Here is a 17,857-nt window from a genome sequence, read left to right on the forward strand (position 1 = left end):
TCGGGGGTGGCTGGCAGGATGAGGCCGTGCGGTTCCTCGACCTGGCAGCCACCTCCGCGGCCGTCGGCGCCACCAGCGGCCGGCGGGCCAAGGTGGAGCTGCTCGCCACCGCGCTGCGGACGCTCGACCCGTCCGAGGTGCCGGCCGGCTCCGGCTACCTCGCCGGTGAGCTGCGCCAGCGGCAGACCGGCGTCGGCTGGGCCGCCCTGCGCGACCTGCCCGCCCCCGCCGCCGAGCCGACCCTGACGGTGGCCGCCGTGGATGCGGCGGTCGACCGGATCGCGGCCGTGCACGGGCCCGGCTCGCAGGCCCGCCGGCGGGAGCTGCTGGGCGCGCTCTTCGCCGCCGCCACCGCCGACGAGCAGCGGCTACTGGTCGGCCTGTTCAGCGGCGAGCTGCGCCAGGGCGCCCAGGCGGGACTGCTCGCCGACGCCATCGCCCGGGCCGCCGAGGTGCCGGTCACCGCCGTCCGCCGGGCCCTGCTGCTCGCCGGTGACCTGCGCGCGGTGGCGGTCGCCGCGCTCTCCGGAGGTGCCGCCGGGCTGGCCGGCTTCGGGCTCCAGGTGGGCCGCCCGCTCGCCCCGATGCTGGCGCAGAGCGCCCCGTCGGTCGACGCGGCGCTCGACGCCACCGGCGTACCGGCGGTGGTGGACGTCAAGCTCGACGGCATCCGGATCCAGGTACACCGCTCCGGCGACGACATCGCCGTCTTCACCCGCAGCCTCGACGAGATCACCGCCCGGGTTCCCGAGGTGGTCGCCGCCGTGCGCGCGCTCCCCGTCCGGGAGCTGGTGCTCGACGGCGAGGCGATCGGGCTGGACGCCACCGGCCGGCCGCTGCCCTTCCAGCAGACCTCCAGCCGCGCCGCCCGCCGCACCACGCCCAGCACCACCGGCGGGACGCCGGTCGCCCCGGCCGTGCTCGCCGCCGCCGAGACCACCGGCGAGGCGGTGCTGACGCCGTACTTCTTCGACCTGCTGCACCTCGACGGCGAGGATCTGATCGACCGGCCCGGTCGGCAGCGCTGGGCCGCCCTGGCCGCCGCGGTCGACGAGTCGCTGCTGGTCGGGCGGATGGCGGTGGATGATGCCGAGCAGGCCGGCGCGGCCTTCGCCGCCGCGGTCGACGCCGGCCAGGAGGGCGTCGTGGTGAAGGCGCCGGACGCGCCCTACGACGCGGGCCGGCGCGGCGCGGCCTGGGTGAAGGTCAAGCCCCGGCACACCCTCGACCTGGTGGTGCTGGCGGTGGAGTGGGGCAGCGGCCGGCGGCAGGGTTGGCTCTCCAACCTGCATCTCGGCGCGCGGGACCCGCGCACCGGCGACTTCGTGATGCTCGGCAAGACGTTCAAGGGCCTCACCGACGAGCTGCTGCGCTGGCAGACCGAGCGGTTCCTGTCGCTGGCCGTCGAGCGCGGCGACTGGGTGGTCCGGGTACGCCCCGAGCAGGTGGTCGAGATCGCCTTCGACGGGGTGCAGACCAGCTCCCGCTACCCGGGCGGGATGGCGCTCCGTTTCGCCCGGGTGCTGCGCTACCGCGAGGACAAGGCCGCCGCCGAGGCGGACACCATCGACACGGTCCGGGCGATCCACGCCGGGCGGGCCGGCGGCTGAGCCGCCCCCGCCCGCGCCGGCGGGCCGTGGTCGGCGCCGCGGGATCAGAACGTCGACAGCGACCGGGCGTAGTTGACCTGGTTGTTGATGTGCTGCACCTGGCCCTGGTCCACCACCGGGATGCGGGCCACGTACTGGTGGGCCCCGTTGACGACCGTCACCTGGACCGTGCCGTGGTGGCGGGTCTCCTTGACCAGCAGGAAGAGCAGGCTGAAGAAGGTGAGGCAGAAGAAGCCCACGATGGCGCAGACCAGCGCCCAGGTGGCGATCTTCTCCTCCTGCTGCCAGAAGTCCGCCACCTGCCAGGATGCGCCGGCCAGCGGGAGCACCCCGGCCGGCGTACGGATCACCGGCGGGGTCACCACGATCTCGCCGATCTGCACCGCCACCACGTCCGGCCGGGCCGGCTGGTAACCGGCGGGCAGCATCGCCGGCGCGGGCACCGGCGGATGCGGCCCGGGCCGGACCGCCGCGGGCGGCGCCGAGAAATGGGCCGGCGGCACCGGGAACGGGGCCGGGGGCGACGAGAAGGGTGCCGGGGGCGCGGAGAACTGCGCCGTCGCGGGTGGCGCGGAGTGCGGTGCCGGCGGCGGGGCGAACTGCGCGGTCGGTGCGGAGTGCGGCGCCGGTGCGGGGAACTGCGCGGTGGGTGCGGCGTCCGCTGCCGGCGGTGCGGCGAACTCGGCGGTGACCGGCGGGGTGTCCGAGGGTGGCACGGGGCTCCACGGGTTGTGGGCCGGATACGCTGCCGTCGCCGGCTCCGACGTGGGATCAGGGGTCACCGGCTCGTTGATCACGGGCGGACACTACAACGTCCTCCGCTGTCCGGGGACCCACCCGAGTGTCCGGTTCGGCTCGGCCGAGGAGACCGCCGACCGCGCGGTCAGGCTGGGGTGGCCGGTTCGGCGGCCCGGTCGACCGGCCCCTTCGGCACGTCCAGCCCCGCCGCGCGGCGGGCCTCCCGGCGGGCGACCCAGCCGTAGCCGAAGAGCGTCATCGCGGCGAAGAGCCACCACTGGACGACGTAGCCGAAGTTCTGCCAGTTGTTGGCGTGCCCGATCGGGACCGCGCTGAAGGCCGCGTCGTTCGCCGGGGTCTGCTCGTCCAGCAGCAGGTACGCCCCGTGCACCGGGTACGGCAGTTCGCGGGCGAGCTTGTCGACGGTGACCCGGCGGGTCTCCAGCCGACCGTCGCGCCGGTCCACGCCGCCCCCGCCGGTCTCGGTGGGGTGCACCCGGCCGACCACCGTCACGTCGCCGGTGGGCAGGGCGGGCACCTGCGGCATGGCCATCGCGCCGCCCGGCGCGGGCGGGACCCAGCCCCGGTCGACCAGCACGGCCGTGCCGTCGGCCAGCACCAGCGGGGCGAGCACCTCGAAGCCGACCTTGCTGTCGACCGTACGGCCGCGGACCAGGACCACGTTCGCGGCGTCGTACCGGCCGGTGACGGTGACCCGGCTCCACTCGGCCCGCTCGGCGGGGGCCGGGCCGACCGAGCCCGCCCCGCCGGTGGGCGCGGGCAGCGCGTCGCGCAGCGGCGCGGGGGTGCCCCGGCTGCCGGCGTCGATGCGTTCGTTGACCGCCGTGCGCTGCTCGTAGCGGTCCAGCTGCCAGTTGCCGAGCAGCACCATCATCGCGGCGGCGACCAGGGTCAGCGCGAGGATGCCCAGCCAGCGTGGGGTCAGGAGGAACCGGTACACAGCACGAGGCTACCCGCATGACCGGGGCCACTGACCGCGACGGCCCGGTGCTCCGACAAGCGGCGGCCGCCGCGTGTCGGTCTTGGCGGGTATGGTCACGCGAGCGGATCTCCCGTCGGGATCCTTCCGGTCGTCCGCGTACCACCATCCGTCGCCCGCGAGGAGTCGATGATGACCGCCGTGCCGCGCCTCGTGCTCAGCGCGCCGTCCTCCGGACACGGCACCAGCGCCCTCTCCATCGGCCTGCTCGCCGCCCTCGCCGACCGGGGTCTGGACGTCGCCGGCTTCAAGGTCGGTCCGGACCACGTCGACGCCGCGTACCTCGGGCTGGCCGCCGGTCGGCCCGGGCGCAACCTCGACCCGAGGCTCGTCGGCGTCGACCGGCTCGGGCCGCTCTTCGCGCACGGCGCCGCCGGTGCCAGCCTGGCGGTGGTGCAGGGCACCATGGGGCTGTACGACTCGGTGGCCGGGCGCTCCGAGGCGGAGTCCACGGCGGCCGTCGCCACCGCCCTGCGCAGCCCGGTCGTGCTGGTGGTGGACGTGGCCGCGATGGGGCAGTCGGTGGCCGCCCTGGTGCACGGCTTCCGCTCCTACGACGACCAGCTCTGGCTGGGCGGGGTGATCCTCACCCAGGTCGCGTCCCCGCGGCACGAGGCGATGCTGCGGGGGGCGCTCGACGACGTCGACGTCCCCGTCTACGGCGCGCTGCGCCGGCACGAACTGCCCGCGGTGCTGCCCGCCCGGCGGCACGGTGTGCTGCCGGTGGTCGGCGGCGACGCCGAGGCGACCCGCGCGGTGCGGCGCCTCGGCGAGGCGGTGGCCGGCACCGTCGAGCTGGACCGGCTGCTCGCGCTGGCCCGCTCCGCGCCCGCGCTGCCGGTCGAGCCCTGGTCGCCGTCGCCGGCCGCCCCGGTCGAGGGCCGTCCGCTGGTCGCGCTGGCGGGTGGGCCGGGCGGCAGCTACAGCTACGCCGAGACCGCCGAGCTGCTGCGCGCGGCGGGCGCCGAGGTGGTCACCCTCGACCCGCTGCGCGACGAGGCGCTGCCCGCCGGCACCCGCGCGCTGGTCGTCGGCGCCGGCCTGCCCGAGTCGTACGCCGACGAGCTCTCCGCCAACCGCCGGCTCTGCATCGCGGTGGCCGAGCTGGCCCGCGCCGGCCGTCCGGTGCTCGTCGAGGGGGCGGGCCTGCTGTGGCTGGCCCGCGAGCTGGACGGCCGGCCGATGTGCGGGGTGCTGGACGCGATCGGGGCCAGCCGCGACGGCCTGGTCGTCGGGTACCGGGAGGCGACCGCCCGCACCGGCAGCGTGGTCGCCGAGGCCGGGGCCGCGGCGGTCGGCTACAAGCAGCACGGCGCGGTGCTGACGCCCCGGGCCGGCGAGCGCCCGGCGTGGAGCTGGGAGGGTGGCACTCCCGAGGGGTTCGTCTGGCGGGGTGTGCACGCCTCGCAGCTGGGCCTGCATTGGGCGGCCGACCCGGCGATCGCGACCCGACTGGTGTCGGCGGCCGGGATTGCCGAGGGCGTGGGAGCACCCGCGTGATCGGGCAGGTGGCGGTCCGCCGGTTCCCGACGCTGACCGTCTCCACGCCGCGTACGGAGGTGCGTCAGCTGGTGGCGGCGGACGCCGGCGCGGTCGACGAGGTCTTCGCCGACCGGCAGACCCAGCGTTGGCTGCCGCTGGCCGACGCCGCCGGGCAGATCGACGGGCAGGCCTGGTGCACGGACCTGGCCCGGCAGCGGCGCGACAGCGGCGACGGCGACCACTACGCGGTGGTCCGCCGGGAGGACGCCCGGGTGATCGGCTGCCTCTGGACCCGGCGCACCGACTGGGGCGCGCGGCTCACCGAGGTGTCGTACGCTCTCGCCCCGCACGCCCGTGGGTTCGGGCTCGCCGCCGAGGCGGTGGACGCGCTGGCCATCGCGCTGATCCTGGAGCACGGCTTCCAGCGGGTCGAGCTGCGGGTGGCGCCCGGCAACGTGGCGTCCCGCCGGGTCGCCGAGAAGGCCGGCTTCAGCTACGAGGGCCTGCTGCGCAACGCCGGCTTCGTCCGGGGCGCCCGAGTCGACCTGGAGCTCTGGTCCCTGGTCGCCGCCGACCTGCACTGATCGCCCGCCGCTGACCGCGGCCGGCCCGGACCGGAGCCGACAGAGCGCTGCGTCAGGAACCGCACCGTTCCTGACGCAGCGCTCCCGGTCACCCGGGTGGGCGAGCCGTGGTCACCCCACGATCCGGTCGGAGGGTGGGGTGAACTCGCGGGTGCCCGTGCCCTTGAGGCCGTCGCGCAGCGTCTGGGCGACCGCTTCGACGGGGACCTGGGACTGCCCGTCACCCACCGCGTTGAACGGGTTGTCCGGGTCGGCGATGAAGCTCGCCGCCGCCAGTTCGGGGGTGTAGGCGACGAACCAGGCCGACCGGGTGCTGTCCGTGGTACCGGTCTTGCCGGCCACCGGGCGGCCCACCGTGCCCCGGACGCTGTCCGCGGTCGACCAGCCCCCGCAGCTCCCCTTCGCGGGGGTGTCCCCGGTCGGGCAGCGGGCGGCGTCGGTGGCGGCCCGGGCCGCGTCCGCGCTCACCACCTGCCGGCAGCGCGGCTTGGCGACCTCCCGTTCGATGCCGGACGTCGTGCGGTACGTCGTCGGCGTACCGTCCCGGTTGGTGATCGACATGACCGGCATCGCCTCGCAGTACCGCCCATCGGCGGCGACCGCGGCGTACGCGTTGGCCATCTCCAGCGGGGTGGCGTCGGAGACGCCCAGGGTGAACGCGCCCCACTTGTTCGCCCTGTCCGGCGCGGCGTGGTCCCGGTCCACGTCGGTCCGCCAGCGCAGCCCGAGCTGCTCGGCGAGCCGTACCCCCTTGTCCGCGCCGACCCGTTCCTCCAGCTGGACGAAGAAGGTGTTCACCGACTTGCCGAAGCCGGACCACATGGTCTGGCGGCCGGTCATCGCCCCGCTGGCGTTGGACGGGGCCCACCCGTCGTAGATGGCGGACTGGTACCGGTACGGCGAGTCGATGACGGTGGACAGCGGCATCCCGGCGTCGAGCGCGGCCAGCATGGGAAACATCTTGAACGTCGATCCGGCCTGGTAGCCGGGAAGACTGCCGCCGCCGAGCAGGGGTGCCACGGTGTTCGGGTAGTTGGCCTTGACGTTCGGGCCGGCCTCCGGGTTGGAACTCGGCCCGTTCTCGCTGAGGTCCAGCGAGTAGTTCCGGTTCACCGCCATCGCCTTGATCCGGCCGGTGCCCGGCTCGGCGACCACGATTCCGTTGGCGAACGGGCTGCCCACGCTGTCCTTCGCGCCGACGTTGTTCTCCGCCGCCGCCTGGATCTTCGGGTCCAGGGCCAGCACGATCCGGTAGCCGCCCCGGCGCAGCTTGTCCATCCGTTCCAGCCGGTTCTCCCCGAAGGCGGGCTGGGCGCTCCACCAGTTCTTGACGTAGTCGCAGTAGAAGCCCCAGGTGGTGTACTTGCCGGGGATCGAGGCGCAGTCGTTCGGCGGGTTGGTGACCTTGGTCCGGATCGGCTCGGTCTTGGCTGCCGCGACGGCGTCCGGGGACATGTAGCCGAGCTGCGCCATCCGGTCGAGCACGTAGTTGCGCCGCCCGGTGGCGTCCTTCTGGTCGGAGCTGATCGGGTCGTACTCGGAGGGGGACTTGACCAACCCGGCGAGGGTGGCCGCCTCGACCGGGGTGAGGGTGGCCGGGGTCTTGGAGAAGAAGATCTGCGAGGCGGCGTAGATGCCGTACGCCCGGTGGCCGAAGTACGCCGAGTTGAGGTAGCGCTCCAGGATCTCGTCCTTGGTCAGCTCCTTCTCGACGTCCAGGGCCATGCGCATCTCCTTGACCTTGCGCAGGCTGGTCTGCTGGGTGGCCTCCTGGACCTCCTTCGGGGTCTTGGCGCTGTCCCGCAGCGCCATCCGGACGTACTGCATGGTCAGGGTCGAGGCGCCCTGGGAGACGCCGCTGGAGCGGGCGTTGGCCACGAAGGCGCGGGCGACGCCCTTCGGGTCGACGCCGTGGTGCTGGTAGAAGCGGTTGTCCTCGGCGGCGACGATCGCCTGCTGGATGTTCGGCGACATGTCCGACAGCTTCGTGTACTGCCGGTACTCCTCGTAGAACATGGTCAGGATCGACTTGCCGTCGGGGGCGTAGAGGTACGACGTCTCGGCCGGCAGGGCGGTGCGCAGGATGTTCGTCTTCTGCTCCATGGCGTGCGCGGTGGCCTTGGCGCCGATGCCGGTGTACGCGGCCAACGGGTAGGCCGCGGCGGCGACCACGATGGCGGCGATCAGGCCGGCGCGCAGGAGAGGAAGGGAACGACCAGCGGCAGCAAGGGGTCGGTTGCTCACATGGTCAAGTTATGACATTTCCGATTCGGAAATGAGAAGAATTCATAAACGGGCGAGGGGCGCCGCCGGCGGTGACGCGGCCCACGTCGGGATCCGCTGTCCCGTACCGCGGCTTCCCGGCAGGATCACGGACATGCGTGGTCAGCTGATCGAGGTGCCGCCGGGCACCGGGGACGAGCCCGACCTGGGGCACCACGGGGATGCCGAGGCCACCCCCGGCCTGGTCGACCTGGCCGTCAACGTCCGCCGGGACACCATGCCGGACTGGCTGGCCGACCCACTGACCGCCTCGCTGGCCGGCCTGGCCGCGTACCCGGATCCCGGGCCCGCCCGGGCGGCCGTCGCGGCCCGGCACGGCCGTCCCCCGGCGGAGGTGCTGCTCACCGCCGGCGCCGCCGAGGGCTTCGTGCTGCTCGCCCGCGCGCTGGCCGGGGTCCGCCGCCCGGTGGTGGTCCACCCGCAGTTCACCGAGCCGGAGGCGGCGCTGCGGGCCGCCGGCCACGAGGTGGAACGGGTGCTGCTCGACCCGGCCGACGACTTCCGCCTCGACCCGGCGGGAGTGCCCGCCGACGCCGACCTGGTCATGATCGGCAACCCGACCAACCCCACCTCGGTGCTGCACCCCGCCGCCGACCTGGCCGCCCTGGCCCGGCCGGGCCGGGTGCTGGTCGTCGACGAGGCGTTCGCCGACACCACCCTGGCCCCGGGCGTGGCGGGCGAGCCGGAGTCGCTGGCCGGCCGGCGCGACCTGCCCGGCCTGGTGGTGGTGCGCAGCCTCACCAAGACCTGGGGGCTGGCCGGCCTGCGGATCGGCTACCTGCTGGGCGAGGCCGCGCTGCTGGACCGGCTCGCCGCCGTCCAGCCGCTCTGGGCCGTCTCCACCCCGGCGCTCGCCGCCGCCACCGCCTGCGCGTCGCCCACCGCCGTCGCGGCCGAGCGCGCGATCGCCGCGCGGCTCGCCGCCGACCGCGACCACCTGGTCGCGCGCCTGTCGGCCCTGCCCGGGGTACGCGTCGCCGGCCGCCCGGCCAGCGCCTTCGTCCTGCTCCACCTGGCCGGCGCCGACCGGGTGCGGGAGATCCTGCGCGAGCGCGGCTGGGCCGTGCGGCGCGGGGACACCTTTCCCGGGCTGGGGCCGGACTGGTTGCGGGTGGCCGTGCGCGACCCGGCGACCACCGACGCGTTCACCGAGGTACTGGCCGAGATCCTGGAGGCATGATGCTGGAGACCACCATCGCGGCGATCGGGCCGCTGGACGAGCCGGCGATGGCGGCCGCGCGCGACCTCCAGGGCCGGCTGACCAAGCCGGCCGGTTCCCTGGGCGCCCTGGAGGAGCTCTCCGTACGCCTCGCCGGGCTGGCCGGCGCCTGCCCGCCGCCGCTGCCCGAACCGGCCGCGGTGGCGATCTTCGCCGGTGACCACGGCGTGCACGCCCAGGGGGTGACCCCCTGGCCGCAGGAGGTCACCGCCCAGATGATCGCCAACTTCCTGGCCGGCGGGGCGGTGGTCAACGCGTTCGCCCGCCAGGCCGGCGCCTCGGTCACCGTGGTCGACGTCGGCGTGGCCACCCCGCTCCCCGTCGACCCGGACGCCGTCGCCGGTGGGGTCGGCGTGGCCGGGCGGGCGGTCGGGCCCCGCCTGGTCGCCGCGAACGTCCGCCGGGGGACCCGGGACATGAGCGTCACCGCGGCGCTCACCCGCGACGAGGCCCGCGTGGCGGTGGAGACCGGCATCCGGATCGCCGGCGAGCTGGTCGACGCCGGGGCGGGCATCCTGCTCACCGGCGACATGGGCATCGGCAACACCACCCCGTCGGCGGCGCTGGTCGCCGCACTCACCGGCACGGACCCGGCCGAGGTGACCGGGCGGGGCACCGGGGTGGACGACGAGACGTACCACCGCAAGGTCGGCGTGGTGCGGACCGCGCTGGGCCGGCACCGGCCCGACCCGGCCGACCCGCTCGGCCTGCTGGCCGCCGTCGGCGGCCTGGAGCACGCGGCGCTGGCCGGCCTGATCCTCGGCGCCGCCGCCCGCCGCGTCCCGGTGCTGCTGGACGGGGTGATCGCCGCCAGTGCCGCGCTCGTCGCGGCGGCCCTGGCCCCGGACGCGGTCGGCGCGATGGTCGCCGGGCACCGCTCCGCCGAGCCGGGGGCCACCGTGGCGCTGCGCCACCTCGGCCTGGACCCCCTGATCGACCTCGGGCTGCGCCTCGGCGAGGGCACCGGCGCGCTGCTGGCGCTGCCGGTGGTCACCGGTGCGGTCCGGGTGCTGCACGAGGTCGCCACCTTCGACTCGGCGGGGGTCTCCGAGAAGTGAGCGAGCGGAGCGAGCGAGCCATCCGGCTCAGTAGCGCGGCGCCTCGCGCCGCCGCGGAGCGGAGCGAGGCGGCGGCGTGAGCGCCAACCCCCCCTACCCCCTCGGCCTGCGGCTCGCCGGCCGGCGGGTGGTCGTGGTGGGCGGGGGAGCGGTGGCCACCCGGCGGGTGCCGGCGCTGCTGGACGCCGGGGCGGACGTCTTCCTCGTCGCGCCGGAGCTGACCCCCGCCCTGCAGGCCCACGTCGACGCCGGCCGGCTGCGCTGGGCGCCGCGCCGGTTCGCCCCGGCCGACCTGGACGGCGCCTGGCTGGTCCAGGTCGCCGTCGACGACCCGCTCGCCGCGGCCTCGGTCAGCGCCGCCGCCGCCGAGCGCCGGATCTTCTGCGTACGCGCCGACGACCGCTCCGCCGCCACCGCGTGGACGCCGGCGGTGACCCGGCACGGACCGGTCACCGTGGCGGTGTTCGGCGGGGGCGACCCGCGTCGCGCGATGAGCGTCCGGGACGCCGTCCGCGACCTGCTGACCGTGCGCACCGGCCTGGCCGCCGCCGGGCGGGACACGCCGCCGGGCGGGGCGGGGCCCGGGCGGGTGGCGCTGGTGGGGGCCGGTCCGGGCGACCCGGAGCTGATCACCGTCAAGGGCTGGCGGCTGCTCACCGAGGCGGACGTGGTGGTCGCCGACCGGCTGGTGCCCGGCCTGCTCCTGGACGAGCTGCGCCCCGACGTCGAGCTGGTGGACGCCTCCAAGATCCCGTACGGGCCGTCGCGCACCCAGGAGGAGATCAACCGGATCCTGGTGGACCGGGCCCTGGCCGGGAAGGTCGTGGTGCGGCTCAAGGGCGGCGACCCGTACGTCTTCGGTCGGGGTGGCGAGGAGCTGCTGGCCTGCGCCGAGGCGGGCGTACCGGTGACCGTGGTGCCGGGGGTGACCAGCGCGGTCGCCGTGCCGGCGGTGGCCGGCGTCCCGGTCACCCACCGGGCGGTGGCCCACGAGTTCACCGTCGTCTCCGGGCACGTCGCGCCGGACTCGCCGGACTCGCTGGTGCGGTGGCCGGCGCTGGCCGGGCTGCGCGGCACCCTGGTCGTGCTGATGGGACTGCGGAACCTCGCCGCGATCACCGCGGCGCTCACCGCGTACGGCCGGGATCCGGCCACCCCGGTCGCCGTGATCCAGGAGGGCACCACCGGTGCCCAGCGGACGCTCCGCTCGACGCTCGGCGCGGTGGCGGCGGACGTGGTCGCGGCGGGCCTGCGCCCGCCGGCCGTCGTGGTGATCGGCGACGTGGTGGGTGCGCTCGACGCCTGATCCCCCGTGGTCGTGGCGGACGTGGGCGTGATGAGGGACGCGGGGGCGGTCCCACCTCGCCCCGGTCGCTCCGGGTGGCGGGGCTGACCCACCTCACCCGGTCGCTTTGGAGCTGATGTCGTCAACGATTCACCGGTCCGTGGCACCGGCTCCAGTCCACGTCGCCGGACTGGCGGCACCTTGTCCGGTCCCCGCCAGGTCGCCCACCCGGCGTCGATAAGCTCGGGCGCGGCTGGCGTGCCATCGGCCTGAATCGTCTACGACATCAGCTCCAAAGGGCGCGACGGTGCAGCCCCGATCCCGGCCGCCCGATCCCAGCCGCCCGGTGCCGGGCCGCCCGATCCCAGTCGCCGGGTGCCGGCCGCCCGATCCCAGCCGCCGGGTGCCGGCCGCCCGATCCCAGTCGCCGGGTGCCGTCCGCCGGGCCGGGCCGGCGGCTCGCGACGGCCCGGACGTGCGACGGCGGCCGGAGACGTGGGTCCCCGGCCGCCGTCGCGCGCTCAGGTCACTGCTTGAGCATGTTGTCCATGAGCAGCGCGCAGCGGATCAGGCCGAGGTGGCTGTAGGCCTGCGGGTGGTTGCCCAGGCCGCGCTCGGCGAGCGGGTCGTACTGCTCGGGGAGCAGCCCGGTCGGGCCCGCCGTGTCGACCATCTGCAGGAACAGCTCCTCCGCGTCGGTGCGGCGGCCGGTGCGCAGGTACGCCTCGATCAGCCACGCCGTGCAGATGTGGAAGCCGCCCTCCCGGCCGGGCAGGCCGTCGTCCCAGTGGTACCGGTAGACGACCGGGCCGCTGCGCAGGTCCGCCTCGATCTTGAGCACGGTGGAGAGGAAGCGCGAATCGTCGCCCGGGAGCAGCCCCGACAGGCCGATCCAGAGCGAGGAGGCGTCCATGTCCTCGTGGCCGTACGCGACGCTGTACGCCTCGACCTCCTCGTGCCAGCCGTTCTCCAGCACGTTGGCGCCGATCCGGTCGCGCAGCTCCACCCACTCCGGCCGGTCCTCGCCGCCGTGCTGCCGCATGACGTGCAGCGCGCGGTCGACGGTCATCCAGCACATCACCTTGGAGAAGATGTGGTGGCGCGGGGGGAGGCGCGCCTCCCAGATGCCGTGGTCGGGCTCGTGCCAGCGGCGGCGGACCGCCTCGACCATGTTCTCCAGCACCCGCCACTCGTCCTCGCGGACCGAGCCCCGGGCGTCGGCCACGGCGGCGATCAGATCCGCGATCGGGCCGAAGACGTCCAGCTGGAGCTGGTGGTTGGCGAGGTTGCCCACCCGGACCGGCCGGGAGCCGGCGTAGCCGGGCAGGGTGTCGATGACCGCCTCGGCGCCCAGCTCGTAGCCGTCGACGGTGTAGAGCGGGTGCAGCCGCTCCGGGTGGCCGCCGGTGCGCTCGATGCAGCCGTCCACCCAGCGCAGCAGCGCCTCGGCCTCCTCGACCGAGCCGAGGTCGACCAGCGCGCGGGCGGTCATCGCCGCGTCCCGCAGCCAGCAGTAGCGGTAGTCCCAGTTCCGGACGCCGCCCAGCTCCTCGGGGAGCGAGGTGGTCGCCGCGGCCAGGATCGAGCCGGTCGCCTCGTGGCACAGTCCGCGCAGCGTGAGCGCGCTGCGGGCGACCAGGTCGCGGGCGGTGGTCGGCAGCCGCAGCGAGGCCACCCAGGCCTTCCACGGCTGCTCGGCGGCGGCCTGGCGCTCGTGGATCGGGACGGCGTGGTGCTCCAGGCTGTGCGTGCCGAAGCGCAGCTCCAGCACGACCTGGCCGCCGGCGGCGGAGAGGTCGACCACCGCGCGGGCGGTCTCGTACCCGGCGCCGTCGCTGCCGACCTCCCACTCGACGCCGGGGGCGTAGAGCGCGACCGGCTCGTTGGAGCCGAGCACCAGCAGGCCGTCGTCGAGCGGTTGCAGCTGCACCGCCACCTGGCCGAACTCGGGTCGCGGGGCGAACTCCACCCGGGCCCGGCCGGAACCGGTGAGCACCCGGACCAGGGTCGAGTCGCCGGTGATGATCGCCGGGCCGTCGGGGGTGGTCTCCCGCGCCGGCAGGTCCAGCCAGTCGGTGACGGTGAGGCCCGACCAGCGCGTCTCGACGGTCATGGTGCCGTTGCGGTAACGCTGTCCCAGCGGGATCCCGCCCCGTTCGGGGGCGACGCTGAAATGGCCCGCCGGGCTGCCGCCGACCAGGTCGGCGAAGATCGCCGCCGAGTCCGGCTTGGGGTGGCAGAGCCAGGTGACGTCGGCCTCGGGGGTGAGCAGGGCGACCGTCCGGCCGTTGGCGAGCATCGAGTGCCGCTCGATCGGGACGGCCCGCTCGCCGAAGAGCCAGTGCCGGCGGGTCTCCAGCAGCAGGCCCAGGGCGCGGGCCGCGTCGACCGGATCGGTGACCCGGTAGTGGGCCTGGGTGTCACCCGGGCCGATCTTGATGCCGACGTCGGGGCCGTGCAGGTTGCCGAAGGCGTTCTCGTCGGTGACGTCGTCGCCGATGAAGAGCACCGCGCTGGCCGAGAGCTGGGTGCGCAGCTGGTCGACGGCGGTGCCCTTGTGGGTGGCGACCACCGACAGCTCGATGACCTCCTTGCCCTGGGTGACCGTGACGTCGTCCCACTTCGCGGGCCCGTTGCGGACCGCCTCGATGGCGGCCGCCGCGACCTGCGGGTCGACCCCGCGGGTGTGCACGGCGACGCTGGCCGGCTTGCGTTCCAGCCGTACGCCGGGGTGGACCGCGGCGATCTCGCGCAGCGCGTCGCGCAGCCGGGTGCGGACGGCGACCAGTTCGGGGGAGAGCCGCTCGACGAAGCCGATGTCGAACTCGGAGCCGTGGCTGCCGACCAGGTGGACCTCGCTGGGCAGCCGGGAGAGCGCGGCCAGGTCGCGCAGCGCGCGACCGGAGACAACCGCGACGGTGGTCTGGGGCAGCGCGGCGAGCGCGCGGACCGCGGCGACCGACTCCGGCAGCGGCACGGCCTTGCTCGGGTCCGCCACGATCGGCGCGAGCGTGCCGTCGTAGTCGCAGGCGACCAGGAGCTGGGGGACCCGGGCGATGCGCCCGATGGCCGCGCGCAGCTCGGGGTCCATCGTCCCCGCGGGCGGGGTCACGATGTCGGCGGAAGCGTTCACGCGGCCTCCGCCCCGGGGGCGCCCAGCTCGGTGAGGAACGATTTCGCCCAGTGCCCCACGTCGTGGGTGCGCAGATGACGTTGCATGATCCGCATGCGTCGGCGGGCCTCCGGCTTCTCCACGTGTACGGCCCGCAGCAGGGCGTCCTTGACGGCGTCGGGGTCGTGCGGGTTGCACAGGAACGCCTGGCGCAGCTCGGTGGCCGCGCCGGCGAACTCGCTGAGCACGAGCGCGCCGCCCTGGTCGGCGCGCGATGCCACGTACTCCTTGGCCACCAGATTCATTCCGTCTCGCAGCGGGGTCACGATCATCACGTCGGCCGCGGCGTACATCGCGGCCAGTTCGGAGCGACTGTACGACTGATGCAGATAATGCACCGCCGGCACGCCGACTCGTCCGAATTCGCCATTAATCCGACCAACCTCGCGCTCCACCTTGACGCGAAGTGCCTGGTAGTGCTCCACGCGCTCGCGACTGGGCGTCGCGACCTGCACCATAACCGCGTCCGGCACTGTCAACTTTCCGTCAGCGAGGAGTTCTCGGAAGGCTTTCAGTCTAAGCTCGATGCCCTTGGTGTAGTCGAGCCGGTCGACCCCCAGGATGATCGTCTTCGGGTTGCCCAGTTCCTCGCGGATCTGCTCGGCCCGGGCCTGGATCGCCGGGTCGGCGGCCATCCGCTCCATCTCCCTGGTGTCGATCGAGATGGGGAAGGCGCCGGCCTTCACCTGCCGGCCGTCCACCTGGATCATCTGGCCCTCGTAGCGCAGGCCGAGCAGGTGCCGGGCCAGCCGGACGAAGTTCTGCGCGGCCAGCCGCTGCTGGAACCCGACGAGGTCGGAGCCGAGCAGCCCGCGCAGGATCTCGGTGCGGAACGGCATCTGCATGAACAGCTCGATCGGCGGGAACGGGATGTGCAGGAAGAAGCCGATCCGCAGGTCCGGCCGCAGCTCGCGGAGCATCGCCGGGACCAGTTGGAGCTGGTAGTCCTGCACCCAGACCGTGGCGCCCTCGGCCGCGACGTCCGCCGCGGCCTCCGCGAACCGGGCGTTGACCAGGCGGTACGCCTCGCGCCAGCGGCGCTTGTACGCCGGGGTCTCGACCGCGTCGTGGTAGAGCGGCCAGATCGTGGCGTTGGACTGGCCCTCGTAGTAGCGCTCCAGCTCCTCGGCGCTCAGCGGCACCGGGTGCAGCCGGATGCCCTCCAGGTCGAACGGCTCGGGGGCGGCGCCCGTACCACCGGCCCAGCCGACCCAGGTGCCCTGGTGCTCGGCGAGGACGGGATGCAGCGCGGTCACCAGCCCGCCCGGGCTGCGTCGCCACTGCCGTCCCTCGGGTGTGCTCACCTCGTCGACCGGCAGTCGGTTCGCCACTACGACAAAGGAGCTACGGACGGTCACGATCGGCCACCTCCGGGTGCTGACGGGTCCACCGCGATGAGCGTACTGAGCGTAGCTGCGGCGTCTGGGGCCCCGTGCCGGAGTCACCTACCCTGTCCCACGGTCGCTGAACCGTTTCCGTGATCTTGCCGACAATCACCCTGGTCAGAGGTCGATGATCGGCCACACCGGCGGGCTCCTCGTCCGTGATCACGACCCCGGCGCCGGCAAACATCTCGCGCCTCGTCGACGTACCGCTCGGGCGGGGTGATGTGGGCGGAGCGGGCCGTACCTGTCAGGATTGACGACGGCGTGCGCGGCCGGCCCCCGGCCGGCGGCGGCGGGCGGAGGTAGCAGCCCGCGCCGCGCCCGCCAAATCGGCGACAGCAACCGACGGAGGTAGCCCGCACCGTGGCCCAGTTCATCTACGTCCTGGAAAAGGCGCGCAAGGCGCACGGCGACAAGGTCGTGCTCGACAACGTGACGCTGAACTTCCTGCCGGGGGCCAAGATCGGTGTGGTCGGCCCGAACGGCGCCGGTAAGTCCAGCCTCCTCAAGATCATGGCAGGGTGGGACAAGCCGAGCAACGGCGAGGCCCGGCTCATGCCCGGCTACACCGTCGGCATGCTCGCCCAGGAGCCCGCGCTCAACGACGCCAAGACCGTCCTCGGCAACGTCGAGGAGGCGGTCGCCGAGACCAAGGCCAAGCTGGAGCGGTTCAACAAGATCGCCGAACAGATGGCGACGGACTACTCCGACGAGTTGATGGACGAGATGGGCAAGCTTCAGGAGGAGCTCGACCACCTCGACGCCTGGGACGTCGACTCCAAGCTCGAACTGGCCATGGACGCGCTGCGCTGCCCGCCGCCGGACGCCGACGTGACCCAGCTCTCCGGGGGTGAGCGCCGCCGGGTCGCGCTCTGCAAGCTGCTGCTCGAGGCGCCCGACCTGCTGCTGCTCGACGAGCCCACCAACCACCTGGACGCGGAGAGCGTGTCGTGGCTGGAGCAGCACCTGGCCAAGTACGCCGGCACCGTGATGGCGATCACCCACGACCGGTACTTCCTGGACAACGTGGCCAACTGGATCCTCGAGCTGGACCGCGGCCGGACCTACCCGTACGAGGGCAACTACTCCACCTACCTGGAGAAGAAGGCGGCCCGGCTGGCCGTCGAGGGACGCCGCGACGCCAAGATGAAGAAGCGGCTCACCGACGAGCTCGAGTGGGTCCGGTCCAACGCCAAGGCCCGGCAGACCAAGTCCAAGGCCCGGCTCGACCGGTACGACGAGATGGCCAACGAGGCGGAGAAGACCCGGAAGCTGGACTTCGAGGAGATCCAGATCCCGCCGGGCCCGCGCCTGGGCGGCACCGTCATCGAGGCGCAGCACCTCGCCAAGGGCTTCGGCGACCGGCTCCTGATCGACAATCTCAGCTTCTCGCTGCCGCGCAACGGCATCGTCGGCATCATCGGCCCGAACGGCGTCGGCAAGACCACGCTGTTCAAGACCATCGTCGGGCTGGAGCAGCCGACCGACGGTCAGGTCCGGGTCGGCGAGACCGTCTCGCTGTCGTACGTCGACCAGAACCGGCAGGGCCTCGCCGGGGACAAGACCGTGTGGGAGGTCGTCTCCGACGGGCTCGACTACCTGATGGTCGGCAAGGTCGAGATGCCGTCCCGGGCGTACATCGCCGCGTTCGGCTTCAAGGGACCGGACCAGCAGAAGCCGACCAAGGTGCTCTCCGGCGGCGAGCGCAACCGGCTCAACCTGGCGCTGACCCTGAAGATCGGCGGCAACGTCATCCTGCTCGACGAGCCGACCAACGACCTGGACGTGGAGACGCTCTCCAGCCTGGAGAACGCGCTGCTGGAGTTCCCCGGCTGCGCCGTGGTCATCTCCCACGACCGGATGTTCCTGGACCGGGTCGCCACGCACATCCTGGCCTGGGAGGGCGACGACGAGGACCCGGCCAAGTGGTTCTGGTTCGAGGGCAACTTCGAGGCGTACGAGAAGAACAAGGTCGACCGGCTCGGCGCCGAGGCGGCCCGCCCCCACCGGGTGACCTACCGCAAGCTCACCCGCGACTGAG

Annotated in this window: 12 protein-coding genes; 7 read left to right on the plus strand and 5 right to left on the minus strand. The window is 74.2% G+C overall.

Annotated elements, in window-relative coordinates:
- The first annotated feature begins 26 nt into the window (after nucleotides 1–26).
- A complete protein-coding gene (locus tag AB0I41_RS07480) occupies nucleotides 27–1,610 on the plus strand; it encodes an ATP-dependent DNA ligase (RefSeq protein WP_357102987.1) in 1,584 nt (527 codons plus the stop codon).
- A gap of 44 nt (nucleotides 1,611–1,654) precedes the next feature.
- Here the strand turns inward: AB0I41_RS07480 and AB0I41_RS07485 are convergent, their stop codons facing one another.
- Together AB0I41_RS07485 and AB0I41_RS07490 are read right to left on the minus strand one after the other, a co-directional pair.
- Nucleotides 1,655–2,326: a hypothetical protein gene (locus AB0I41_RS07485; RefSeq protein WP_357102989.1), complete on the minus strand. Its 672-nt coding sequence runs from the start codon at nucleotides 2,324–2,326 to the stop codon at nucleotides 1,655–1,657.
- A 167-nt stretch (nucleotides 2,327–2,493) separates the two neighbouring features.
- Nucleotides 2,494–3,309, minus strand: a complete 816-nt coding sequence (locus AB0I41_RS07490) for an SURF1 family protein (RefSeq protein ID WP_357102991.1) — start codon at nucleotides 3,307–3,309, stop codon at nucleotides 2,494–2,496.
- A gap of 171 nt (nucleotides 3,310–3,480) precedes the next feature.
- Between AB0I41_RS07490 and AB0I41_RS07495 the strand changes: the two genes are divergently transcribed.
- Nucleotides 3,481–4,848, plus strand: coding sequence for a cobyrinate a,c-diamide synthase (locus tag AB0I41_RS07495; RefSeq protein WP_357102993.1), 1,368 nt, complete (start codon nucleotides 3,481–3,483; stop codon nucleotides 4,846–4,848).
- Complete coding sequence (locus tag AB0I41_RS07500) at nucleotides 4,845–5,414, plus strand: GNAT family protein (RefSeq protein ID WP_357102995.1); 570 nt, start codon at nucleotides 4,845–4,847, stop codon at nucleotides 5,412–5,414. Before AB0I41_RS07495 ends, AB0I41_RS07500 begins: the two co-directional genes overlap by 4 nt.
- A 111-nt stretch (nucleotides 5,415–5,525) precedes the next feature.
- Here AB0I41_RS07500 and AB0I41_RS07505 read toward each other — a convergent pair whose 3' ends face one another.
- The gene (locus tag AB0I41_RS07505) at nucleotides 5,526–7,658 is read right to left on the minus strand and encodes a transglycosylase domain-containing protein (protein ID WP_357102997.1); all 2,133 of its coding nucleotides are present in this window, start codon (nucleotides 7,656–7,658) and stop codon (nucleotides 5,526–5,528) included.
- A 133-nt stretch (nucleotides 7,659–7,791) separates the two neighbouring features.
- Here AB0I41_RS07505 and cobC point away from each other — a divergent pair, with 133 nt between their 5' ends.
- The 3 genes from cobC (at nucleotide 7,792) to cobA (ending at nucleotide 11,280) form a co-directional block, all read left to right on the plus strand.
- A complete protein-coding gene (gene cobC / locus AB0I41_RS07510; protein WP_357103000.1) occupies nucleotides 7,792–8,877 on the plus strand; it encodes an Rv2231c family pyridoxal phosphate-dependent protein CobC in 1,086 nt (361 codons plus the stop codon).
- Complete coding sequence (gene cobT / locus AB0I41_RS07515; RefSeq protein WP_357103161.1) at nucleotides 8,877–9,974, plus strand: nicotinate-nucleotide--dimethylbenzimidazole phosphoribosyltransferase; 1,098 nt, start codon at nucleotides 8,877–8,879, stop codon at nucleotides 9,972–9,974. The genes cobC and cobT overlap by 1 nt, the downstream gene beginning before the upstream one ends.
- 76 nt (nucleotides 9,975–10,050) lie before the next feature.
- Nucleotides 10,051–11,280, plus strand: coding sequence for a uroporphyrinogen-III C-methyltransferase (cobA, locus tag AB0I41_RS07520; protein ID WP_357103003.1), 1,230 nt, complete (start codon nucleotides 10,051–10,053; stop codon nucleotides 11,278–11,280).
- 505 nt (nucleotides 11,281–11,785) lie between these two features.
- On the opposite strand, the gene otsB is transcribed toward cobA, so the two are convergent.
- Both otsB and AB0I41_RS07530 read right to left on the minus strand, forming a co-directional pair.
- Nucleotides 11,786–14,392, minus strand: a complete 2,607-nt coding sequence (gene otsB, locus AB0I41_RS07525; RefSeq protein ID WP_357103005.1) for a trehalose-phosphatase — start codon at nucleotides 14,390–14,392, stop codon at nucleotides 11,786–11,788.
- A complete protein-coding gene (locus AB0I41_RS07530; RefSeq protein ID WP_357103008.1) occupies nucleotides 14,389–15,789 on the minus strand; it encodes a trehalose-6-phosphate synthase in 1,401 nt (466 codons plus the stop codon). The genes otsB and AB0I41_RS07530 overlap by 4 nt, the downstream gene beginning before the upstream one ends.
- A 390-nt stretch (nucleotides 15,790–16,179) precedes the next feature.
- Here AB0I41_RS07530 and ettA point away from each other — a divergent pair, with 390 nt between their 5' ends.
- Nucleotides 16,180–17,856, plus strand: coding sequence for an energy-dependent translational throttle protein EttA (ettA, locus tag AB0I41_RS07535; protein ID WP_357103010.1), 1,677 nt, complete (start codon nucleotides 16,180–16,182; stop codon nucleotides 17,854–17,856).
- Nucleotide 17,857 lies beyond the last annotated feature (1 nt).

Origin of the sequence: Micromonospora sp. NPDC050200, assembly GCF_040656135.1 — a bacterium.
Lineage (GTDB): Bacteria > Actinomycetota > Actinomycetes > Mycobacteriales > Micromonosporaceae > Micromonospora.

What these genes read in the sequence shown, in the direction of transcription:
- AB0I41_RS07495 (WP_357102993.1), top strand. Translation starts at nt 3,481, where the DNA reads ATGACCGCCGTGCCGCGCCTCGTGCTCAGCGCGCCGTCCTCCGGACAC.
- cobC (WP_357103000.1), top strand. Translation starts at nt 7,792, where the DNA reads ATGCGTGGTCAGCTGATCGAGGTGCCGCCGGGCACCGGGGACGAGCCC.
- cobT (WP_357103161.1), top strand. Translation starts at nt 8,877, where the DNA reads ATGCTGGAGACCACCATCGCGGCGATCGGGCCGCTGGACGAGCCGGCG.